This window comes from Pseudidiomarina indica (genome assembly GCF_900104245.1).
GTDB classification, from domain to species: Bacteria; Pseudomonadota; Gammaproteobacteria; order Enterobacterales; family Alteromonadaceae; genus Pseudidiomarina; species Pseudidiomarina indica.
Genome location: NZ_FMXN01000006.1, coordinates 122,818 through 139,063, shown reverse-complemented (window position 1 = coordinate 139,063; position 16,246 = coordinate 122,818). Strand labels below are relative to the sequence as shown.

Annotated in this window: 19 protein-coding genes; 7 read left to right on the top strand and 12 right to left on the bottom strand. The window is 48.0% G+C overall.

What is annotated here, in order from left to right:
* Positions 1–226 precede the first annotated feature (226 nt).
* The 9 genes from BLP64_RS10745 to gpmI form a co-directional block, all read right to left on the bottom strand.
* Positions 227–790 carry a hypothetical protein gene (locus tag BLP64_RS10745; protein ID WP_143001076.1) on the bottom strand — a complete coding sequence of 188 codons (564 nt, stop codon included), beginning with the start codon at positions 788–790 and terminating at the stop codon, positions 227–229.
* Positions 791–1,202: 412 nt separating this feature from the next.
* On the bottom strand, positions 1,203–1,997 hold the full coding sequence (locus BLP64_RS06790) for an ankyrin repeat domain-containing protein (RefSeq protein WP_092593015.1): 795 nt from the start codon (positions 1,995–1,997) through the stop codon (positions 1,203–1,205).
* Positions 1,998–2,192: 195 nt separating this feature from the next.
* Positions 2,193–3,464 (bottom strand): Tle-like phospholipase domain-containing protein, encoded by a 1,272-nt coding sequence (locus tag BLP64_RS06785; protein WP_092593013.1) that lies wholly within the window; start codon positions 3,462–3,464, stop codon positions 2,193–2,195.
* 81 nt (positions 3,465–3,545) lie between these two features.
* On the bottom strand, positions 3,546–4,067 hold the full coding sequence (locus BLP64_RS06780; RefSeq protein ID WP_092593011.1) for a hypothetical protein: 522 nt from the start codon (positions 4,065–4,067) through the stop codon (positions 3,546–3,548).
* Complete coding sequence (locus tag BLP64_RS06775; RefSeq protein WP_092593008.1) at positions 4,057–4,596, bottom strand: hypothetical protein; 540 nt, start codon at positions 4,594–4,596, stop codon at positions 4,057–4,059. The genes BLP64_RS06780 and BLP64_RS06775 overlap by 11 nt, the downstream gene beginning before the upstream one ends.
* Before the next feature lie 45 nt (positions 4,597–4,641).
* Positions 4,642–5,328 carry an RHS repeat-associated core domain-containing protein gene (locus tag BLP64_RS06770; protein WP_199286051.1) on the bottom strand — a complete coding sequence of 229 codons (687 nt, stop codon included), beginning with the start codon at positions 5,326–5,328 and terminating at the stop codon, positions 4,642–4,644.
* Positions 5,329–5,589: 261 nt separating this feature from the next.
* On the bottom strand, positions 5,590–6,345 hold the full coding sequence (locus BLP64_RS06765) for a divergent polysaccharide deacetylase family protein (RefSeq protein ID WP_092593004.1): 756 nt from the start codon (positions 6,343–6,345) through the stop codon (positions 5,590–5,592).
* Position 6,346: 1 nt separating this feature from the next.
* Positions 6,347–7,480: a murein hydrolase activator EnvC family protein gene (locus BLP64_RS06760; RefSeq protein ID WP_092593002.1), complete on the bottom strand. Its 1,134-nt coding sequence runs from the start codon at positions 7,478–7,480 to the stop codon at positions 6,347–6,349.
* The gene (gpmI, locus tag BLP64_RS06755) at positions 7,477–9,015 is read right to left on the bottom strand and encodes a 2,3-bisphosphoglycerate-independent phosphoglycerate mutase (protein ID WP_092593000.1); all 1,539 of its coding nucleotides are present in this window, start codon (positions 9,013–9,015) and stop codon (positions 7,477–7,479) included. Before gpmI ends, BLP64_RS06760 begins: the two co-directional genes overlap by 4 nt.
* Positions 9,016–9,196: 181 nt before the next feature.
* On the opposite strand from gpmI, the gene BLP64_RS06750 reads away from it, so the two are divergent.
* From BLP64_RS06750 to gpsA, 3 genes are read left to right on the top strand one after another with little or no spacing between them, the layout of a single operon-like run.
* Entirely contained in the window at positions 9,197–9,625 is a 429-nt protein-coding gene (locus BLP64_RS06750; protein WP_092592998.1) for a rhodanese-like domain-containing protein, read from the top strand.
* A 36-nt stretch (positions 9,626–9,661) separates the two neighbouring features.
* A complete protein-coding gene (gene secB, locus BLP64_RS06745; RefSeq protein WP_092592996.1) occupies positions 9,662–10,168 on the top strand; it encodes a protein-export chaperone SecB in 507 nt (168 codons plus the stop codon).
* A 14-nt stretch (positions 10,169–10,182) separates the two neighbouring features.
* A complete protein-coding gene (gpsA, locus tag BLP64_RS06740; RefSeq protein WP_092592994.1) occupies positions 10,183–11,184 on the top strand; it encodes an NAD(P)H-dependent glycerol-3-phosphate dehydrogenase in 1,002 nt (333 codons plus the stop codon).
* 1 nt (position 11,185) lies between these two features.
* Here gpsA and slmA read toward each other — a convergent pair whose 3' ends face one another.
* Together slmA and coaBC are read right to left on the bottom strand one after the other, a co-directional pair.
* Positions 11,186–11,770 (bottom strand): nucleoid occlusion factor SlmA, encoded by a 585-nt coding sequence (slmA, locus tag BLP64_RS06735; RefSeq protein WP_092592992.1) that lies wholly within the window; start codon positions 11,768–11,770, stop codon positions 11,186–11,188.
* Positions 11,771–11,798: 28 nt separating this feature from the next.
* Positions 11,799–13,025 carry a bifunctional phosphopantothenoylcysteine decarboxylase/phosphopantothenate--cysteine ligase CoaBC gene (gene coaBC / locus BLP64_RS06730; RefSeq protein WP_199286049.1) on the bottom strand — a complete coding sequence of 409 codons (1,227 nt, stop codon included), beginning with the start codon at positions 13,023–13,025 and terminating at the stop codon, positions 11,799–11,801.
* A 232-nt stretch (positions 13,026–13,257) separates the two neighbouring features.
* Here coaBC and radC point away from each other — a divergent pair, with 232 nt between their 5' ends.
* From radC to mutM, 4 genes are all read left to right on the top strand, one after another.
* Entirely contained in the window at positions 13,258–13,935 is a 678-nt protein-coding gene (gene radC, locus BLP64_RS06725) for a RadC family protein (RefSeq protein ID WP_092592990.1), read from the top strand.
* Between the two features lie 158 nt (positions 13,936–14,093).
* The gene (gene rpmB / locus BLP64_RS06720; RefSeq protein WP_092592988.1) at positions 14,094–14,330 is read left to right on the top strand and encodes a 50S ribosomal protein L28; all 237 of its coding nucleotides are present in this window, start codon (positions 14,094–14,096) and stop codon (positions 14,328–14,330) included.
* Between the two features lie 11 nt (positions 14,331–14,341).
* Positions 14,342–14,497 (top strand): 50S ribosomal protein L33, encoded by a 156-nt coding sequence (gene rpmG, locus BLP64_RS06715; protein ID WP_092592986.1) that lies wholly within the window; start codon positions 14,342–14,344, stop codon positions 14,495–14,497.
* A gap of 94 nt (positions 14,498–14,591) precedes the next feature.
* Positions 14,592–15,407 (top strand): bifunctional DNA-formamidopyrimidine glycosylase/DNA-(apurinic or apyrimidinic site) lyase, encoded by an 816-nt coding sequence (gene mutM / locus BLP64_RS06710; RefSeq protein WP_092592984.1) that lies wholly within the window; start codon positions 14,592–14,594, stop codon positions 15,405–15,407.
* Between the two features lie 3 nt (positions 15,408–15,410).
* Here the strand turns inward: mutM and bioH are convergent, their stop codons facing one another.
* Positions 15,411–16,208 (bottom strand): pimeloyl-ACP methyl ester esterase BioH, encoded by a 798-nt coding sequence (bioH, locus tag BLP64_RS06705; RefSeq protein WP_092592982.1) that lies wholly within the window; start codon positions 16,206–16,208, stop codon positions 15,411–15,413.
* Positions 16,209–16,246 lie beyond the last annotated feature (38 nt).

The window sequence follows — 16,246 nt, the reverse complement described above, 5'->3', positions numbered from 1 at the left end:
CTAATACAGCTATCGGAGGCATTCCGCCAAAACAATTAACGCAAGCGGTTCATTAATTCTACGAATAACTGCTGCTTAAAATGGGGGGATTACAGCCCCAGTTATCGCGCCATTAGCGAACTTACCGCCACTTAAACTTGATGCGGTACCGCCAACTAAAGCAGCTGCGCCTTTTGGTTACTCCCAAACTCTAAATTAAGGCTAAGAGCAGAGTGTTTGAGTTCAATTAATCTGCTATAGCACCACAACTCATTACATAAGAGCTATCTAAATAAAAGCTTTCAGTTGATGGTCTTTTTGCCCACGCCTGCCCTAAGTGGAACTTATACGTTGGTAACGTAACCACTTTGCCCTTATATTTCCCCGTTAAAATTTTGGCTCTAACTGCCCAAAAATAGCCATCAGTTCCCCATTGTTGTTCTATGACTTGAGTTATTTGAAATTGTGTATCTGTAGATACTTCATCTACCAATGTATATTTAGATGAAGATAATGAAGTGCCAAATAACTTTTTATTCCAAAAGTCTTTGTCACTTTGATATTCAGCAAACGAGTTCAAAATATTTTTATCTTTGTCATACGTCTCGATGGGAAAAGATTGTAAACCTAAGCAACTGCTTGCTATCGAAAATGATGAAGATAGGTTTACGCACCAACCTTTATACAAAACGCTTGCTCTTAGCAACCTATAGCAATCTCCCCTATAGCTACTAGTGTAATCCTGACTTGATGACAAAGAACAAGCGCTTAAAGAAAATACAGCCATTAACTTTAGAATACACTTATTCATCGATAGTTTCTCCCGCCATGACATAATGCATCGTCAATACTTCTACAGTTGGTAGAAGTTGCCCCCCAGTTAAACATTCTTCCGAATATAAATCCGTTTACAATGTCCCATTTACCTAACTGAGTCATTCTTTGGTTTGCACCATACGCCACGTTTCCAAAAGGCAAAGAGTTTAGACTTGCAGAGGGCGCAAAACCCTTTGCAACCAGATTATTACAAGTTATCGAGCCCAAACTATGACAATATGAAATATGGTTACTGGCATTCGCGCTATTAATGTAGTCAAAGCCAGAAGCGTCTAAATAACCCTGATATCCCAACAATGTATCATTTACTACACTACCGTTGCTGGTTCTAAAATTTTGATTTGAGTTCAAATAAACAACTCAGATTGTTCTAATAAGGCTTATTGTTACTCAATCCCTAGTTTATCCAATTTTCCTTTCAGCTTTATCCAATTGCTTTCTGTTGTGCTTCCCTCTTTAAATGCCCCTTGATAAGAGTTAAGCAAAGTTCTTATAGTTCTTCCCTTTACGTCTTGAACACTTGGATCAGCTCCTTCTTCTAATAAATATAGCGCCACATCAAATCTAGCTATATCCGTTGCCAGAAACAGAAGTGTTTTGCCGTTATTATCACGAAACTCAATATTAGAACCATGTGCTAAAAGTACTTCTAAACAAGGTGGAGTTCCCTTGTTTTTCCCAGCAGTGATAGTTTCAAAAGCGGGTGATCCTCCAAACATCCCAGCTCTTAAATTAGGATTTCCACCATGTTTAAGAGCAGATATGAGCATGTCACAATCCTGTTGTCTCGCGGCCCAGTGCATTACACTACCACCATCACCAAATACAACATTTGGATCTGCCCCTTTAGCCAACAGGTGGTTAAATCCTTCTTCATTTCTCATTGACCAGAATAGAGCGGTTGCATTCTCTGTTCCGCGAGAGTTAACGTCCACTCCTTCACTAATCAGTGCGTCAACAAGTGATGTGTTTCCCCTACCAGCCGCGTTCGCCAATTTTCTAAGCTTGACCGATGGAAACATTGTTTCTATATCCATATGAATGAGTACTTTTTTACTTAACGTCTGTTCATATTTTTTTTGTGGTTCATGAAATTGGTTTGCTGTGCTACAGCCAGAGACAAATGTAACAGCGACAATACACGAAATTTTCAATGATTTTTTGCTAACTAAATTTAACATGAAGTCCTCAACACTTGACACATACTGCCCATATCATGCCAACTAGCATGGCCTAAATTCACTTGAGTACCGGGTACACTTGTAGGAGTGAAAGCACTCACAGCACTTATCGCATCATATCCACTATAATAGTGCGTAATACTTCCCCTATTCCGACTGAAGTCACCAATAGTATTATCATGCAAGCCTGCCGCATTAAATACCGAAGCTGTCCCCCCCAGTATATATTGCAGCTGCTGAAGCAAGGCCACCGCCCAATGAATGCCCAGTAAATGTAATTGAACCATAACTTCGGGCAAGTTCTATTGCGTTAGTGTACTGAGCCGATTCTAAACCCATACCCTGCAATATATTTGCTTTCCAATCAGCCCAACTCGTAAAATCAGTTCCAGCATATGCAAGAACCTGATTACCGCTTCCGTCAACAAATAATGCAGCTCTTAATCCAGTATCATCAGAGTGTATCTTGGTGATTTCATAATCACCAACTTTATCACCAACCTTGCCACCATAAGCTTTAGCACTCATTTTTGCATGTTGGGCTGCTTTAGGATCTACTGGCTTGTCTGACCAATCTGCCGTTAGTGCGGCTGCAAATGCTGCGCTATAAGCTCCGTTAGCAAATTTGCCTCCAGTGATTTTTGATATCGTGCCACCAACAACTGCCGATGCCAGCACTTTACCGACAGGATTCTTAATTCCCTTAGTCGCACCTCCCATTGCAGCACCAACACCAGCAGCCCAGAAGCCGTGCCCAAAGTTTCCACCTTGAAGCCTTGATGATACTCCTCCGATTACGGCACTCGCTAACACATTACCAACACTGCCTCCTCCCGGCATAATTGCTGTTGCGATACCAGAAGTAAATGCGGCTTTCAAACTCCCTGTGAGTGCGTAAGTAGACATTGCGTTATATGCAACTAAACAAGCCTGACAATAAATTGCAAATGCTACTGAGATGACCGCATTCAATATTGGAATGTCGGCAATTGCTTTAAATAGCTTCTTAAAGAAATAGCCACTAGGATCAGTCATTGAAATTGGATTGTTCAATACGTAGCTGTATCGGTTATACGATTGACTATTTTTAGGTGCCTGAATATGCGGATCTGCCTGAAGGAATCTACCCAAGGTTGGATCGTAGATCCTACCCTTCATGTGCACAATGCCCAAGGCATCCATTTGCCGATGCCCGGTAAAGCCTTGCTCGGTTGGCGGCAGCATGCTGCCAAGCGCAACACCGCCTGCGGTGTAAATGGTTCGGGTTTGACCAAAAGCACTAAATAGCTGCTGGCTGATTATCTCGCCAGTGCTGGCTAAGGTGGTAAACACCGAGCCTAGGTGGTCTTTAAAGAGCAAGTACGTGGCTTCCGTTCTTGTGCTTGCGCTTTTGCGCTGCACGATTACCACGTCATCCGCCACGGTGTAACGGTATTCGGTTAAGCTGCCGGCGCCGCCGCTGCGCATGCCGGTTCACCAATCAAAACTGGCTGACACGGAATGTTGAATATCCTCCCAGCGGACGCTTGCTTTTTATTCTTACTACATTTACTTACTCACTTGGGCTGAGCAATTCCCTCTAGGAACTTCTTTGAGTTGCTCAGCTTTAATAAGTAATTCCTTATCCGTATTTTTCTGCTCTATGGGCGATAGAGGTTCTATCCAAATAGGTTGGTCCCAGACCCAACACGAAGGGATTTCCAACAACTTTCCCTTTGTATTTTTGTGACGAGCTTTGACTACCCAGCAGTTCCCGGCACTACCGTAAGGGAAATCAATTACTTTTGTGATCAGCAACATTTCTCCGTTTTTAACGGTGCCAATGAACTTACCAGTTTTAGTAAATCGTTGTTTTTCAGAAGGATCTCCAATCATGAGATACGAAGACGAAAAAGAACTCACCTTGTCTTTATCGCTTCCTTTTATCTCATAGATATTTAAGTCTTTAGTGACTTTAAAACACTTATCAGCAATTTTAGCCGCGAATGCATCGCTCGTTACATCTTTAGCTGCACAAGATACTAAAAATGGTACTAAAAAAATCAAAAATGATATTTTTTTATCTAGCACACACGTCTCCATAATTCTCCGCACAACTATGATAAGGGAATACATTGCTATCAACTAATAAAGCAAACGGGTTAAATAGCATCCCTAATACGCCACCATTAACTGGGTCAAACATGCCAAGTGTAGTATTCACTCCTGTCTCAGATACATTCCCAAAAGGTAGTGAATATATGTTTGCTCCACTAGCAAAACCTCTAGCGACTAAATTTGAAGCTCTTAAAGCTCCTAGTGAATGCCCGGCATTAATCGAGCTTCCAGCACCTTGAGAAATATAACCAAAGCCAACAGCATCAATATAACCTTGATAGCCTAAAATAGTATCATTCACATCCCAAAAGATACCGAGGTAAGGATGTTTATCTCTAGTGGCAAATCCTGTAATGGTGTTCTTATCTGAATTATATGTGGTTCCAGCAAACTCTCTGCCAATAAAAGAATTCACCGTTAATAAAATATTTAACTCTGTAAGTGTCATTCCATTCTTTTTAGCAAACCTGCCTAGCTCCTCTTGTGTATAGGCATTAGTCATATAGTTGCCAAATGATCTAGCGTAATCACCAAAACTATTTAAATTTTACCCATAACTAGCTCCAGAGCTAGGTCCTTGCTGAATTGCATTAAAGCCTGCCGCCCAAAATCTGTGACCAAATTTCCCACCGTTTAAATCTGCGATTACGCCACCAGCTGTTGCCTGTGTCGCGACTGATTGCCATGAACCGTACCCCCATTGCACATTAGCCTGTTGTCCAACAGATGCCATTGCACCCGCCGCAAACGCACCTCTCATGGCTCCTGTAGAGCTTGCTCCCTGTGAGCGTGCAATTTCATAATTTCCGACAGCGACACAAGCTGCATAATATGGACCACACCAAGCAGAACCAATAGAAACTAGCCAGCCACTTACCTTAGGTCCCAGCGCCTTAAGAATACTTCGACCTAGCTTTTTGAATGGCTTAGCTATTTGCTCTAAAAAGTTATAGCCACTTGGGTCTGCATATCTAAGAGGGTTGTTCAGCACATAGCTATAGCGGTTGTAGTTTTGGCTGTTTTTGGGCTCCTGCACAAAGGGGTCGGCCTGTAAAAAGCGCCCAAGGGTGGGGTCGTAAATGCGCCCTTTCATGTGCACAATGCCCAAGGCATCCATTTGCCGATGCCCGGTAAAGCCTTGCTCGGTTGGCGGCAGCATGTTGCCAAGTGCAACACCGCCTGCGGTGTAAATGGTTCGGGTTTGACCAAAAGCACTAAATAGCTGCTGACTAATAATCTCGCCAGTCTTGGGCTTTCGTCACGCGCTATCGGTAAATCAAAGGGGATACTCAACACGGCTGCACCACTTTCATCAACCCGAAAATCGGTCGCCAAAGGTGCCACTGAGTCCTGTGCAAATGTTGAGAATATTGCTGTCGTAAAGCAAAAATACAACTGTCATTGCGATATCCTACCAAGGAGCTTAAGCATGGCCCGTTACCAGATTAACTTTAAGCGTGTGTATGATGCGCCTGCGGCGACCGATGGCGTGCGGTTATTCCGTGGTGGGTGGTTGAACCAACTCTGAAACAAACACAAGCTGTACGCCATTATCTGCAAGTTGTGGGAGTTGTTCGGCAAGAAACTCATAGGTGGCACGATGGGGGTGAGCAATGGCAATGGCGCTTCCATGTTGGGCCGCGTGTTGTAAGAGCGCTTGCCAGCGTTCCTGAATAGATTCGTATTGCGGGGTATTATCTAAAAAGATATGGCGTCGAGCGGTTGCCACGCCAACTTGGCGAGCGATCTGTTCTGCTTGAGTCGCGGCACTGGTGCGGCTATCCAAAAAATACAGCTGGCGTTTTGCCAGCTCAGTCATCACCCAGTGCATCGGTTCAGCCAGCGTGGTTAAATGGCTGCCCATATGATTGTTCAGGCCAACGGCTTGGGGCAATTGTACAAATGCTTGTTCGAGTTGTGCAACCAGATCTGTGTGTGATGTGGTGGCACGTAGCACGCCTAGGTCGTCACTGGAGCTCGCAACGGCTTCCATGGGCATGTGAATGATGATTTCTTTCCCATTTTCCGTGGCATGCTCGGCGAGAGTTGTTGCATAAGGAGCATGTGGCAGAATGGCGAGGGTGAGTGCCCCAGGGAGCGTCGCAAACCGTTGCTGTGAGCGGTGATGCCCCAAGTCATCAATCACGATGGCAATTTTCGGTGGTGTTGTTTCAGGCTGCTGCAGTGCTGAGGCACTGGAGGTGATGAACAGAGCACAGAGCAGCATTACCCAAGTCATCAATGAGGGCATGCTATCGGCACCATTGAGTTGGGTTCACCGCATCACCTTTCATGCGAATTTCAAAATACAGCGCCGGCGCTTCGCGGCCACCACTTTGGCCCACTAAGGCAATGGTTTCATTGGCACGGACAATCTCGCCTTCAGCGGGCAACAACGTTTGGTTATGGCCATAAAGACTCATATAACCGTTGCCGTGGTCCAACACGATCACCAGCCCATAGCCCCTTAACCAGTTGGCAAACAACACCCGGCCGTCCGCAATGGCTCGTACCGGTTCTCCGGCAGCTGCATGAATCATGACGCCTTTCCAATCAATCCCACCGCTACGGCGCTGGCCGAATAGCCGTTCAACGCGGCCTTTGGCGGGCCATTGGAGTTTGCCTTTTAAATCAGCGAGGCCATTGAGCTTGGGTTCGGCTCGTAGTGCTGCCTGTATGGCAGCTAGAACCTGTTCGAGCGCTTCTTGGTTCTGTTGTAATTCTTGAATGCGGCGCTGATCAACCGATTGCTCCTGCTGTAGCCGCTTAATAAGTTGTTGCTGCTCCCCTTGTTGGGCCTGCAACACCCCTTGTTGTTGGCGTTGTTGTTGCTCTTGGCGCTCAAACTCTGCTTGTTGTGTGGCAACTTCTGCTTCTACGGATGCAAGTTGTTGTTGGGTCTCTCGAATATCCGCCAAGACAGCTAGCCGTGCACGGTTAAAGTAGCCGTAATAACCTAGCAGCCGTTCAAATTGGCTAGGCTCTTGTTGTTGTAACACAAACTTCAGATAGTCGTGCTGCCCCATGCGGTAAGCCAAGTCTATTTGCTGCGCAAGCAGTTGCTGTTGGTTTTGCAGTTGTTGGGTGAGGGATTGAATTTGTGTTTGCAGCTCAGTCATGCGCGCTCTGATATCTGCGAGCGTTTGGCGGGTTCGGTTCAAGTCGCCGGCAACCCCTGCAATTTGCTGCTCTAATTGCCGCAGCTGGCGTTCCGTGAGCGATAATTGCTCGGCACGCTGACCGATGGCTGTTTGTCGTTTTTTGAGCTCAGCCGCAATCTGAGCTAGTTGGGCCTCGGTTGCTGCTTGCTCTTCCAAGCTGGCTTGCTGCCCCCAACTTAATGGGGACAGCACCAGCATGGCACAGATAACGAGCTGACGAATCACGGCTGGGTCAAAGTCACAATCGGTGAGCCGGTCATTTCTGCGGGTTGCTCTAAGCCCAATAAATGCAGCATGGTAGGGGCGACATCGGATAACACCCCGCCGTCACGAGCTTGCGCAGGACGCCCAACATAAATAAATGGGACTAATTCGCTGGTATGGGCAGTGTGTGATTGCCCCGTGTTATGGTCCTGCATTTGTTCGGCGTTGCCGTGGTCCGCAGTGATCAAACATTCTCCGCCTACTTTTTCTAATGCTGCAACGACTCGGCCAATACAACGGTCAACCGCTTCGACGGCTTTAACTGCCGCATCAAAATTACCTGTATGACCCACCATATCGCCGTTTGGATAGTTACAGACAATGACATCCACTTGGCGCTGCTCGATGGCTTCGACCAATGCATCGGTGAGTTGCTCTGAGCTCATTTCTGGCTGTAAATCGTAGGTTGCCACGGCGGGAGATGGAATCAACACACGTTGCTCACCAGGGAACGTGTCTTCGCGACCACCGCTAAAGAAGAAGGTGACGTGGGCATATTTTTCTGTTTCAGAAATTCGTAGCTGAGTGTAGTCATGTTTTGCCAGCCATTCCCCTAACACGTTGGTGAGCGGCTCTGGTGGGAATGCGATAGGGCCAATTAAGTCGGCCGCATATTCTGTGAGCATGACATAAGCTCCGAGGTGAGGCACGGTGCCACGGTCGAATCCGGTGAATTCGGTGGCTAAAAATGCCTGGCTCAATTCGCGCGCTCGGTCGGCCCGGAAGTTCATGAAAAACACGCTATCACCCGCTTGCACGGGGGCCGTATCACCAATCCGGGTTGGTTTGACAAATTCATCACTTTCTTCACGCGCGTATGCCGCAGCGAGGCCAGCGGCAGCGGTTTCCGCGTGATGAGGTGCTTGGCCATGAACCACGAGTTGCCAAGCTTGTTCCACGCGGTCCCAGCGTTTATCTCGGTCCATGGCAAAGTAACGCCCACAGAGGCTGGCAAAGCGACCTACGCCGAGACGTGCAAACAACGCCTCAAAGCGTTCAATACTAGGGCCCGCTGAACGGGGTGGCGTATCGCGGCCATCGAGGAAACCATGCACATAAATATGTTGTGCACCGCGCTGTGCGGCAAGTTCAACCATGGCCATCAGGTGGTCTTCATGACTGTGGACACCACCGGGAGACAGTAGCCCCATAATATGCACCGCTTTCCCTTGTGCGACGGCGGCATCAACCCCTTGAGTTAAGGCCGGGTTGGTAAAAAAGTCCCCGTCGGCGATAGCTTTACTAATACGTGTAAAGTCTTGATAAACCACGCGGCCTGCACCTAAGTTTACGTGACCGACTTCTGAATTGCCCATTTGTCCGTCTGGCAAACCGACGGACATTCCAGAACCGTCGATGAGCGTGCGCGGGCGTGTTGCCCAGAGTTTATCCATGTTGGGCGTATGCGCTGCGGCAATAGCGTTGTCAGGAGCTGCTTCACGATGACCCCACCCATCTAAAATAATGAGTGCTAACGGTGTATTTGGCTTGGCCATAACATCCTCTATGGTTTAACAGTAAATTCAGAATATTGAGTTTATTTTATGCGATTTTGTCCCAAGACGCACCTATTCTGATGCTTATAGTACGGCAAAAGTACGGCAAATTTTGCTGGCAACATCCGTGGCAGACGGTATACTCTGTGCCTTATTCATTTCAACTGGAGTAAGCAACCCCATGGATCAACTTCTCGCTTTCGCGATGGACCACTACTTTATGAGCTTATTGTGGGTCATCCTATTGATCGCGATTATTGTTAGCTACGTGAAAAGCGCTACGTCAAAAATCACAATGTTGGAACCACAGCAAGCCACATTATTGGTGAATCGCAGTAACGGCGTTTATGTTGATATTCGGTCGGTAGACGAGTACCGTAAAGGCCACATTCAAGACGCAATTCATGTAACTGCAGAAAAGATCCGAAATAATGAGTTGCAAGCTCTTGAGAAATACAAATCAGCCCCCATCGTTGTAGTATGCGCAACCGGAATGACTGCACGGACAGCGGCATCGTCGCTGAGCAAAGCAGGTTTTGAGCAAGTTGCCGTATTGCAAGGCGGTATCGCCGCTTGGCAGGGCGCCAGTTTCCCACTGGTAAAAAAATAACGAGTTTAACTATTAGCAAGAATAGGAAGTAGACAGATGGCTGATGAACAGCAAGTAAATGGCGCCGCTCAAGATGAAGCGCAACCGCAACAAGCATTCCAAATTCAACGTGTGTACACCAAAGACGTTTCATTTGAAGCACCTAACGTACCTGAAGTATTCCGCAAAGAGTGGAATCCAGAGTTAAGCGTTGATTTGAATGTTCGTAATGAAAAAATCGAAGATAGCGTTTACGAAGTGGTTCTGAAAATCACTGCCACGAACAAACTTGGTGACACCGTTGCCTTTATTGCGGAAGTTCATCAAGCAGGTATCTTCACGATCACTGAAAACATTCCAGAGCAGCAACGTGCCCACTTACTTGGTGCCTACTGCCCAACAATTTTATTCCCATACGCACGTGAGTGCTTGGCGAGTTTAGTCAGCCGTGCGACTTTCCCACAGCTGAACATTGCCCCGGTAAACTTTGATGCGGTCTTCGCACAACACGTTGCCGAGCAACAGCAACGCCAGCAAGAAGCTGCACAGCAAGCTGACGCGTAATTTGTTACCTAACAATGCGTAGCTCGCAAGTCACAGTGCTAGGTGCCGGTTCTTATGGAACTGCCCTAGCACTTTGTTTTGCTCGTAAAGGAACTCATACCTGCTTATGGGGCCGCGATGCAGAACAGGTCAATGAAATGGCGAAAACGCGTGAAAACGCGCGTTACTTGCCAGGTATTCCACTTCCAGACACACTTCATGTCACGGCAGATATTGCTGCTGCGGTGCAGGACTGCGATAACATTGTGGTGGTTGTGCCGAGCCAAGCGTTTGGCCAAGTATTGCGTGACATTAAACCCCATCTGAAGCCCACGGCACGCGTCGCTTGGGCAACCAAAGGGTTAGAACCAGACACGGGTCGTCTATTATTTGAAGTTGCTGAAGAAATTCTGGAAGGCCAGCATGCGTTAGCCGTATTATCGGGCCCGACGTTTGCCATGGAAATGGCCAAAGGATTACCGACCGCCATCTCAATGTCATCCACAGATCCTGCCTTTGTTGAAGAGCTCTCTGAATTACTCCATTGTGATCGGAGCTTCCGCGTGTACACCAATGATGACTTTATTGGCGTGCAATTAGGGGGCGCAGTAAAAAACGTGATTGCGATTGGGGCGGGCATGGCCGATGGTGTGGGCTTTGGTGCCAATGCTCGAACGGCGTTGATTACTCGTGGTCTTGCTGAATTGACACGGTTGGGCCTGCAGTTAGGTGCGAAACCAGAAACCTTTACCGGTATGGCTGGGTTAGGGGACTTGATTCTAACCTGTACCGATAACCAATCTCGTAACCGACGGTTGGGTTTAGCGTTAGGGCAAGGTCAGTCACTGCAACAGGCAATGAGCGACATTGGGCAGGCTGTAGAAGGTTATCGCAATACGCGAGAAGTGGTGAACTTAGCCAAACGACACGGCGTTGAAATGCCGATTTGTGAACAGATTTATGATGTGCTTTATGGTGACACCACGCCTCAGCAAGCTGCAATTAACCTGCTGAGTAGAGCGCGGAAATCGGAATAGGTTAGCTTAAAAGTTGGTGAGCAATGGTTTGCCATTGTTCATCAAAATGTTCCGTAGGTAAGCGACGGAACTCAGAACGCACAAACTGCGTAATTTTCCCATCGGCGTAGGCCATGATCAGGTTCGCCAGCATGCCTTCGTCTAATCTCCCTTGTACTTGTTCACGTAACCGGCGTTCACGTAATGCCTGTTTGAGATTCGCTTCTATCTTTTCAAAAATCCCCAGCACTCGGCCTCGTAACCGTTCGTGTTCGCCAAGCAGGGCGTCACCAGTCAGAATGCGAGTGATGCCAGGGTTCCGCTCAACAAAGGTAAGGACTAAACGGACAATGAGTTCACACCGTGTAACCGTATCTTTTTCATTTTCTAGAATTTGATTGACCCGTGATAAAATCGCGTCTTCGGTAAAATCAATCAAACCTTCAAACATTTTAGCTTTGGACGGAAAGTGGCGATACAACGCCGCCTCAGACACACCTACTTCTGCCGCTAAACGGGCGGTCGTGATGCGTTGCCCGGGGCTGGTTTCCAACATGGTTGCTAGGGCTGCTAAGATTTCTTGTTTACGATTTTGTTTCGCGGCCACGCCGAACTCCTTTGATCTGAACAATTCGTTACTTCATTAAGGTTGCTGCATGCTGCAACAGTTGTGTTGCAATTTGCAGCTTACTGGCCCGATTAAGGCTTAATTGTTGTAATTGACCCTGCTCGTCTTGCCACAGTAACTGCATTGCATTGTCATCACTGTTAAAGCCAATTTGGGTGTCACTAACGTCATTGGCCGCAATCAGCCGCAACCGCTTTTGTTCCAGTTTATCTTGGGCATAGCGCACCACATCGTCAGTTTCCGCAGCAAAACCAATGGTGAACGGAGGGTTGGGTTGATGAGCGACGGTGGCCAAGATATCTGGATTTTTTACCAACGAGAGGTGCATGGTATCTTGGTGCTTTTTGATTTTGCTGTCAGCGATTTGCTCAGGGCGGTAATCTGCAACGGCCGCACAGCCAATAAAGATATCCGCTTGCTCAACCTGGGCTAATACAGCCTCATACATATCTTGAGCGCTTACCACATCGATGCGGGTAACCCCGGGCGGGGTGGGTAATTGTACCGGACCACTGACTAATGTGACTTGCGCCCCCAGCTGTTGGGCGGCCGTGGCTAACGCAAACCCCATTTTCCCCGAGCTGTGGTTACTTAAATAACGAACCGGGTCGATGGCTTCGCGCGTGGGGCCGGCGGTAATTAGGATTGATTTACTAGCAAGCAGTTGGTGATTGCCAGCAAAGTGCTGAACAATGCAATCACGCAACTCGAGTGGTTCTGGCATTCGACCTGCCCCGACATCGCCACAAGCTTGGGCACCGCTGGCGGGTGCGACAATATGGATTCCGTACGTTTGAAGACGCTGGCAATTGGCTTGCACCGCTGGATTCGCCCACATTTGTTGATTCATGGCCGGGGCCACATAAATAGGGGCAGTGGTTGCTAACACGAGGGTGCTGAGCAGATCACTGGCGTGGCCGTGAGCGAGTTGGGCCAAGACACTCGCTGAGGCTGGTGCAATCATGATCAAATCAGCCCACTTGGCTAACTCAATATGGCCCATTGCCGCTTCGGCTGCGGGATCGAGCAGGTCGTGATGAACCGGGTTGCCCGACACCGCTTGTAAGGTGAGGGGAGTGATAAAGGCATGAGCCCCTTGGGTCATCACACAACGCACGTCGGCACCTAAATCTTTCAGGCGGCGTACTAATTCCGGGATTTTATAGGCTGCGATACCACCGCTAATGCCAATCAGGATACGCTTATGAGCCAGCGAATTCGGAAGATTATTCACGGTTGTCAGGTCCTTTACAAAATTTACGTAAACTTATCATAAGCTCGAAGTAAGTGCGACTACGGAATTTGTTGTCGATGGGGCGCTTCACTTCGTGTCCGAGATGGTCGTTATTGTCTCGAACACAGACTGCATAGCAGTAGTGAGCGCTCACATTCGAGCGTGGCAAACGGATTTTAACTCAATCTTCCATACACTACTCATGATCATTAACTGCAAAGAGGGAATTTTCATGAGTTCTGTCAAGGATTGGCCCGCGAATGAACGCCCCCGTGAAAAAATGGCCGAGCTTGGAGTGGCAACCCTGAGTGATGCTGAATTACTGGCGATTTTGTTGGGAACGGGCATTCGGGGGAAAGATGTGGTTACCTTTTCCCGTGATCTCCTGCAAGAATTTGATGGGATTGGTGGCATGTTAAGCGCATCAGCCGAGCAGCTGTTACAGCAGCCGGGGATGGGGCCTGCGCGGGTGATGCAGCTACAGGTTGTGATGGAAATCGCGCGCCGCTACCTGGAATGGGAATTACGGCGGGAGGATGGGTTTACCCGTCCGCAAATGGTGCGTGATTATTTAACCGCACAATTGCGTCATCAAGAACGGGAAGTATTTGTGGTGTTGTTACTCGATAGCCAGCATCGGTTATTAAAATATGTTGAATTATTTCAAGGCACTATTAACGCTGCACCAGTTTATCCGCGCGAGGTGTTAAAATTAGTCATGCAATATAATGCGGCAGCTGTTATTCTTGCGCACAATCATCCGTCCGGAGTAGCGGAGCCTAGTCAAGCAGACCAGCAAGTCACTGAACGACTCAAACGCGCGTTAGGAATGATCGACGTTGCACTTTTGGATCATTTCATTATCGGCTCAGGAACACCAGTTTCATTTGCCGAGCGAGGTCTCTTGTAGTAAAGTAGCGCCGCCGTATACAGGATCAAAAAGATCAAAAATTATCAGCGATCACTTGATTACCGGGCCGATTTGCTGTATAAAATGCGCCCTCGGATTCAAGGCAAGGCCGCGATGGGCGACAGGCGAGCTTGAAGCAATTTTGGAGTAAATAAACGATGTCACAAGTATGTCAAGTTACAGGAAAGCGTCCGGTTACCGGTAATAACCGTTCTCACGCGCGCAATGCGACCAAGCGTCGTTTCCTGCCGAACCTACAATTCCACCGCTTCTGGGTAGAATCAGAAAAGCGTTGGGTTAAGTTGCGTATTTCTACGAAAGGAATGCGTATTATCGATAAAAATGGTATCGACGCGGTGCTCGCTGATTTGCGCGCTCGTGGCGAGAAAGTGTAAGGAATTAGACCATGCGTGATAAGATCCGTCTCGTTTCTTCTGCCGGTACTGGTTACTTTTACACCACCGACAAGAACAAGCGCAACATGCCAGAAAAAATGGAAATCAAAAAGTACGATCCAGTGGTTCGTAAGCACGTGATTTTCAAAGAAGCTAAAATCAAGTAAGCTTCTTACTGCGCATTCAGCACTTAAAAGCCCAGCTATGCTGGGTTTTTTTGTTTGTGCTTCGATTGATTTCACCACGTAGGATGACTGAGCGATGCCTGAGTTACCAGAAGTAGAAGTAAGCCGCCGCGGGATTGAACCTCACTTGTTAGGACAAACAATTGAACGAGTTGTGGTGCGAAATTCACGCCTGCGCTGGCCTGTTTCACCTGAATTAAATGATTTAGTCGGAGCCCAAATTCAACGAGTTGAACGCCGCGCTAAATACTTGATTATCACCACCACCCACGGCTATGTGATCATTCATCTAGGTATGTCTGGCGCATTACGCGTTATTCCCAGTGACACGCCCGAAGTCAAACATGATCATGTCGAGCTTGTGCTTCGCTCAGGTGTGAGCTTGCGCTACAACGATCCGCGGCGGTTCGGCTGTTGGCTGTTTAGCGCTGAACACCCTGCTGAACAGCATCCGTTATTGCAAGGGCTAGGGCCAGAGCCACTGACCGATGAGTTTAATGCGGACTACCTTTATCAGCGCTCACGGGGACGCCAGCAAGCCATTAAAACCTTTATCATGGATAACCATGTGGTGGTCGGTGTTGGGAATATTTATGCGAATGAAGCCCTCTTTAAAGCTGGAATTCATCCGAATCGAGCCGCTGGACGGGTCAGTGAAAAACGCTATCAACAGTTGGTGCCCATCATTAAAGAAACCTTGACCAAAGCGATTGCTCAAGGGGGAACCACCTTACAAGACTTTACTCAGGTGGACGGTCAACCGGGCTATTTTAAGCAAGAACTCATGGTTTATGGCCGGGGCGGGAAGCTGTGCATGCAATGCCGTGGTCGATTGAAAGAAATACGCCTTGGGCAGCGCAGCACGGTGTACTGCCCTGCCTGTCAACGTTAAGTGTTAGGCGGGATCAAGCACGGGTTGGTGCTGCTGAATAAACGGCATGAGTTGTGCCAGAAACTCTGCTGGAGCACTGATAAAGGGCGCGTGACTGCACTTTTCTGCCATGTAGTAAGAGCTCTGTGGCACCAACTCCGAAACCGCCTCGGCAACTGCCTTTGGTACCAGCGCATCCAATTTACCGTAAATTCTTAACAGCGGGACTGTGAGGCTTGCCAAGCGCTCACGTAAATCTGTATGGGCTAACATGTCTAACCCTGCATCCAGCACCTCGGGGGTCGCCATTGGCTTGGCAAATAACCATTCTTTAATCTGCTTCACATCCGCGCGTGCATCCGGTGAGCCATAAGATTGCAACGCCAGAAAACGCTCCACGGTTCGTTTGAAGTCTTTGCTGAGTTGCTTGGCAAAGGTGGTCAGCACATGAGGATCGATACCAGGCCATGTTGCGGTTGCAGGAAAATAAGGGGAAGAAGCCACCGTGGTGAGGCTGTAAAAGCGCTCCGGGTGTTGCAGCGCAAGTTCTGTGGCAATTAACCCACCCAATGACCAACCGATTAAATGACAGCGCGGGGGCAATGCCGCTAGGGTTTGCTTACATAGGTTGGCAAAGGTTAGGGGAACTTCGGCGGGCCAAGGGGATTCTCCGTAGCCAGGCAGATCAAGCTGATGCAGGCGGCCGAGTTGGGCAAGGGCTGGTGCCACGGGCGTCCAGATGTTGGCGTTTAATCCCCAGCCATGGAGTACAACAATATCCGTTCCTGTGCCGCTGACGGCTCGCCAAACTGAAGCTACCATGTCTCTCTCACTATCGATTACTGCATAAGGATATGCAT

What these genes read in the sequence shown, in the direction of transcription:
- gpsA (WP_092592994.1), top strand. Translation starts at nt 10,183, where the DNA reads ATGCGTAGCTCGCAAGTCACAGTGCTAGGTGCCGGTTCTTATGGAACT.
- mutM (WP_092592984.1), top strand. Translation starts at nt 14,592, where the DNA reads ATGCCTGAGTTACCAGAAGTAGAAGTAAGCCGCCGCGGGATTGAACCT.
- rpmG (WP_092592986.1), top strand. Translation starts at nt 14,342, where the DNA reads ATGCGTGATAAGATCCGTCTCGTTTCTTCTGCCGGTACTGGTTACTTT.
- secB (WP_092592996.1), top strand. Translation starts at nt 9,662, where the DNA reads ATGGCTGATGAACAGCAAGTAAATGGCGCCGCTCAAGATGAAGCGCAA.
- BLP64_RS06790 (WP_092593015.1), bottom strand. Translation starts at nt 1,997, where the DNA reads ATGTTAAATTTAGTTAGCAAAAAATCATTGAAAATTTCGTGTATTGTC.
- gpmI (WP_092593000.1), bottom strand. Translation starts at nt 9,015, where the DNA reads ATGGCCAAGCCAAATACACCGTTAGCACTCATTATTTTAGATGGGTGG.
- BLP64_RS06765 (WP_092593004.1), bottom strand. Translation starts at nt 6,345, where the DNA reads ATGCCCTCATTGATGACTTGGGTAATGCTGCTCTGTGCTCTGTTCATC.
- radC (WP_092592990.1), top strand. Translation starts at nt 13,258, where the DNA reads ATGAGTTCTGTCAAGGATTGGCCCGCGAATGAACGCCCCCGTGAAAAA.
- BLP64_RS06775 (WP_092593008.1), bottom strand. Translation starts at nt 4,596, where the DNA reads ATGACTAATGCCTATACACAAGAGGAGCTAGGCAGGTTTGCTAAAAAG.
- BLP64_RS06750 (WP_092592998.1), top strand. Translation starts at nt 9,197, where the DNA reads ATGGATCAACTTCTCGCTTTCGCGATGGACCACTACTTTATGAGCTTA.
- BLP64_RS10745 (WP_143001076.1), bottom strand. Translation starts at nt 790, where the DNA reads ATGAATAAGTGTATTCTAAAGTTAATGGCTGTATTTTCTTTAAGCGCT.
- BLP64_RS06785 (WP_092593013.1), bottom strand. Translation starts at nt 3,464, where the DNA reads ATGCGCAGCGGCGGCGCCGGCAGCTTAACCGAATACCGTTACACCGTG.
- rpmB (WP_092592988.1), top strand. Translation starts at nt 14,094, where the DNA reads ATGTCACAAGTATGTCAAGTTACAGGAAAGCGTCCGGTTACCGGTAAT.
- bioH (WP_092592982.1), bottom strand. Translation starts at nt 16,208, where the DNA reads ATGGTAGCTTCAGTTTGGCGAGCCGTCAGCGGCACAGGAACGGATATT.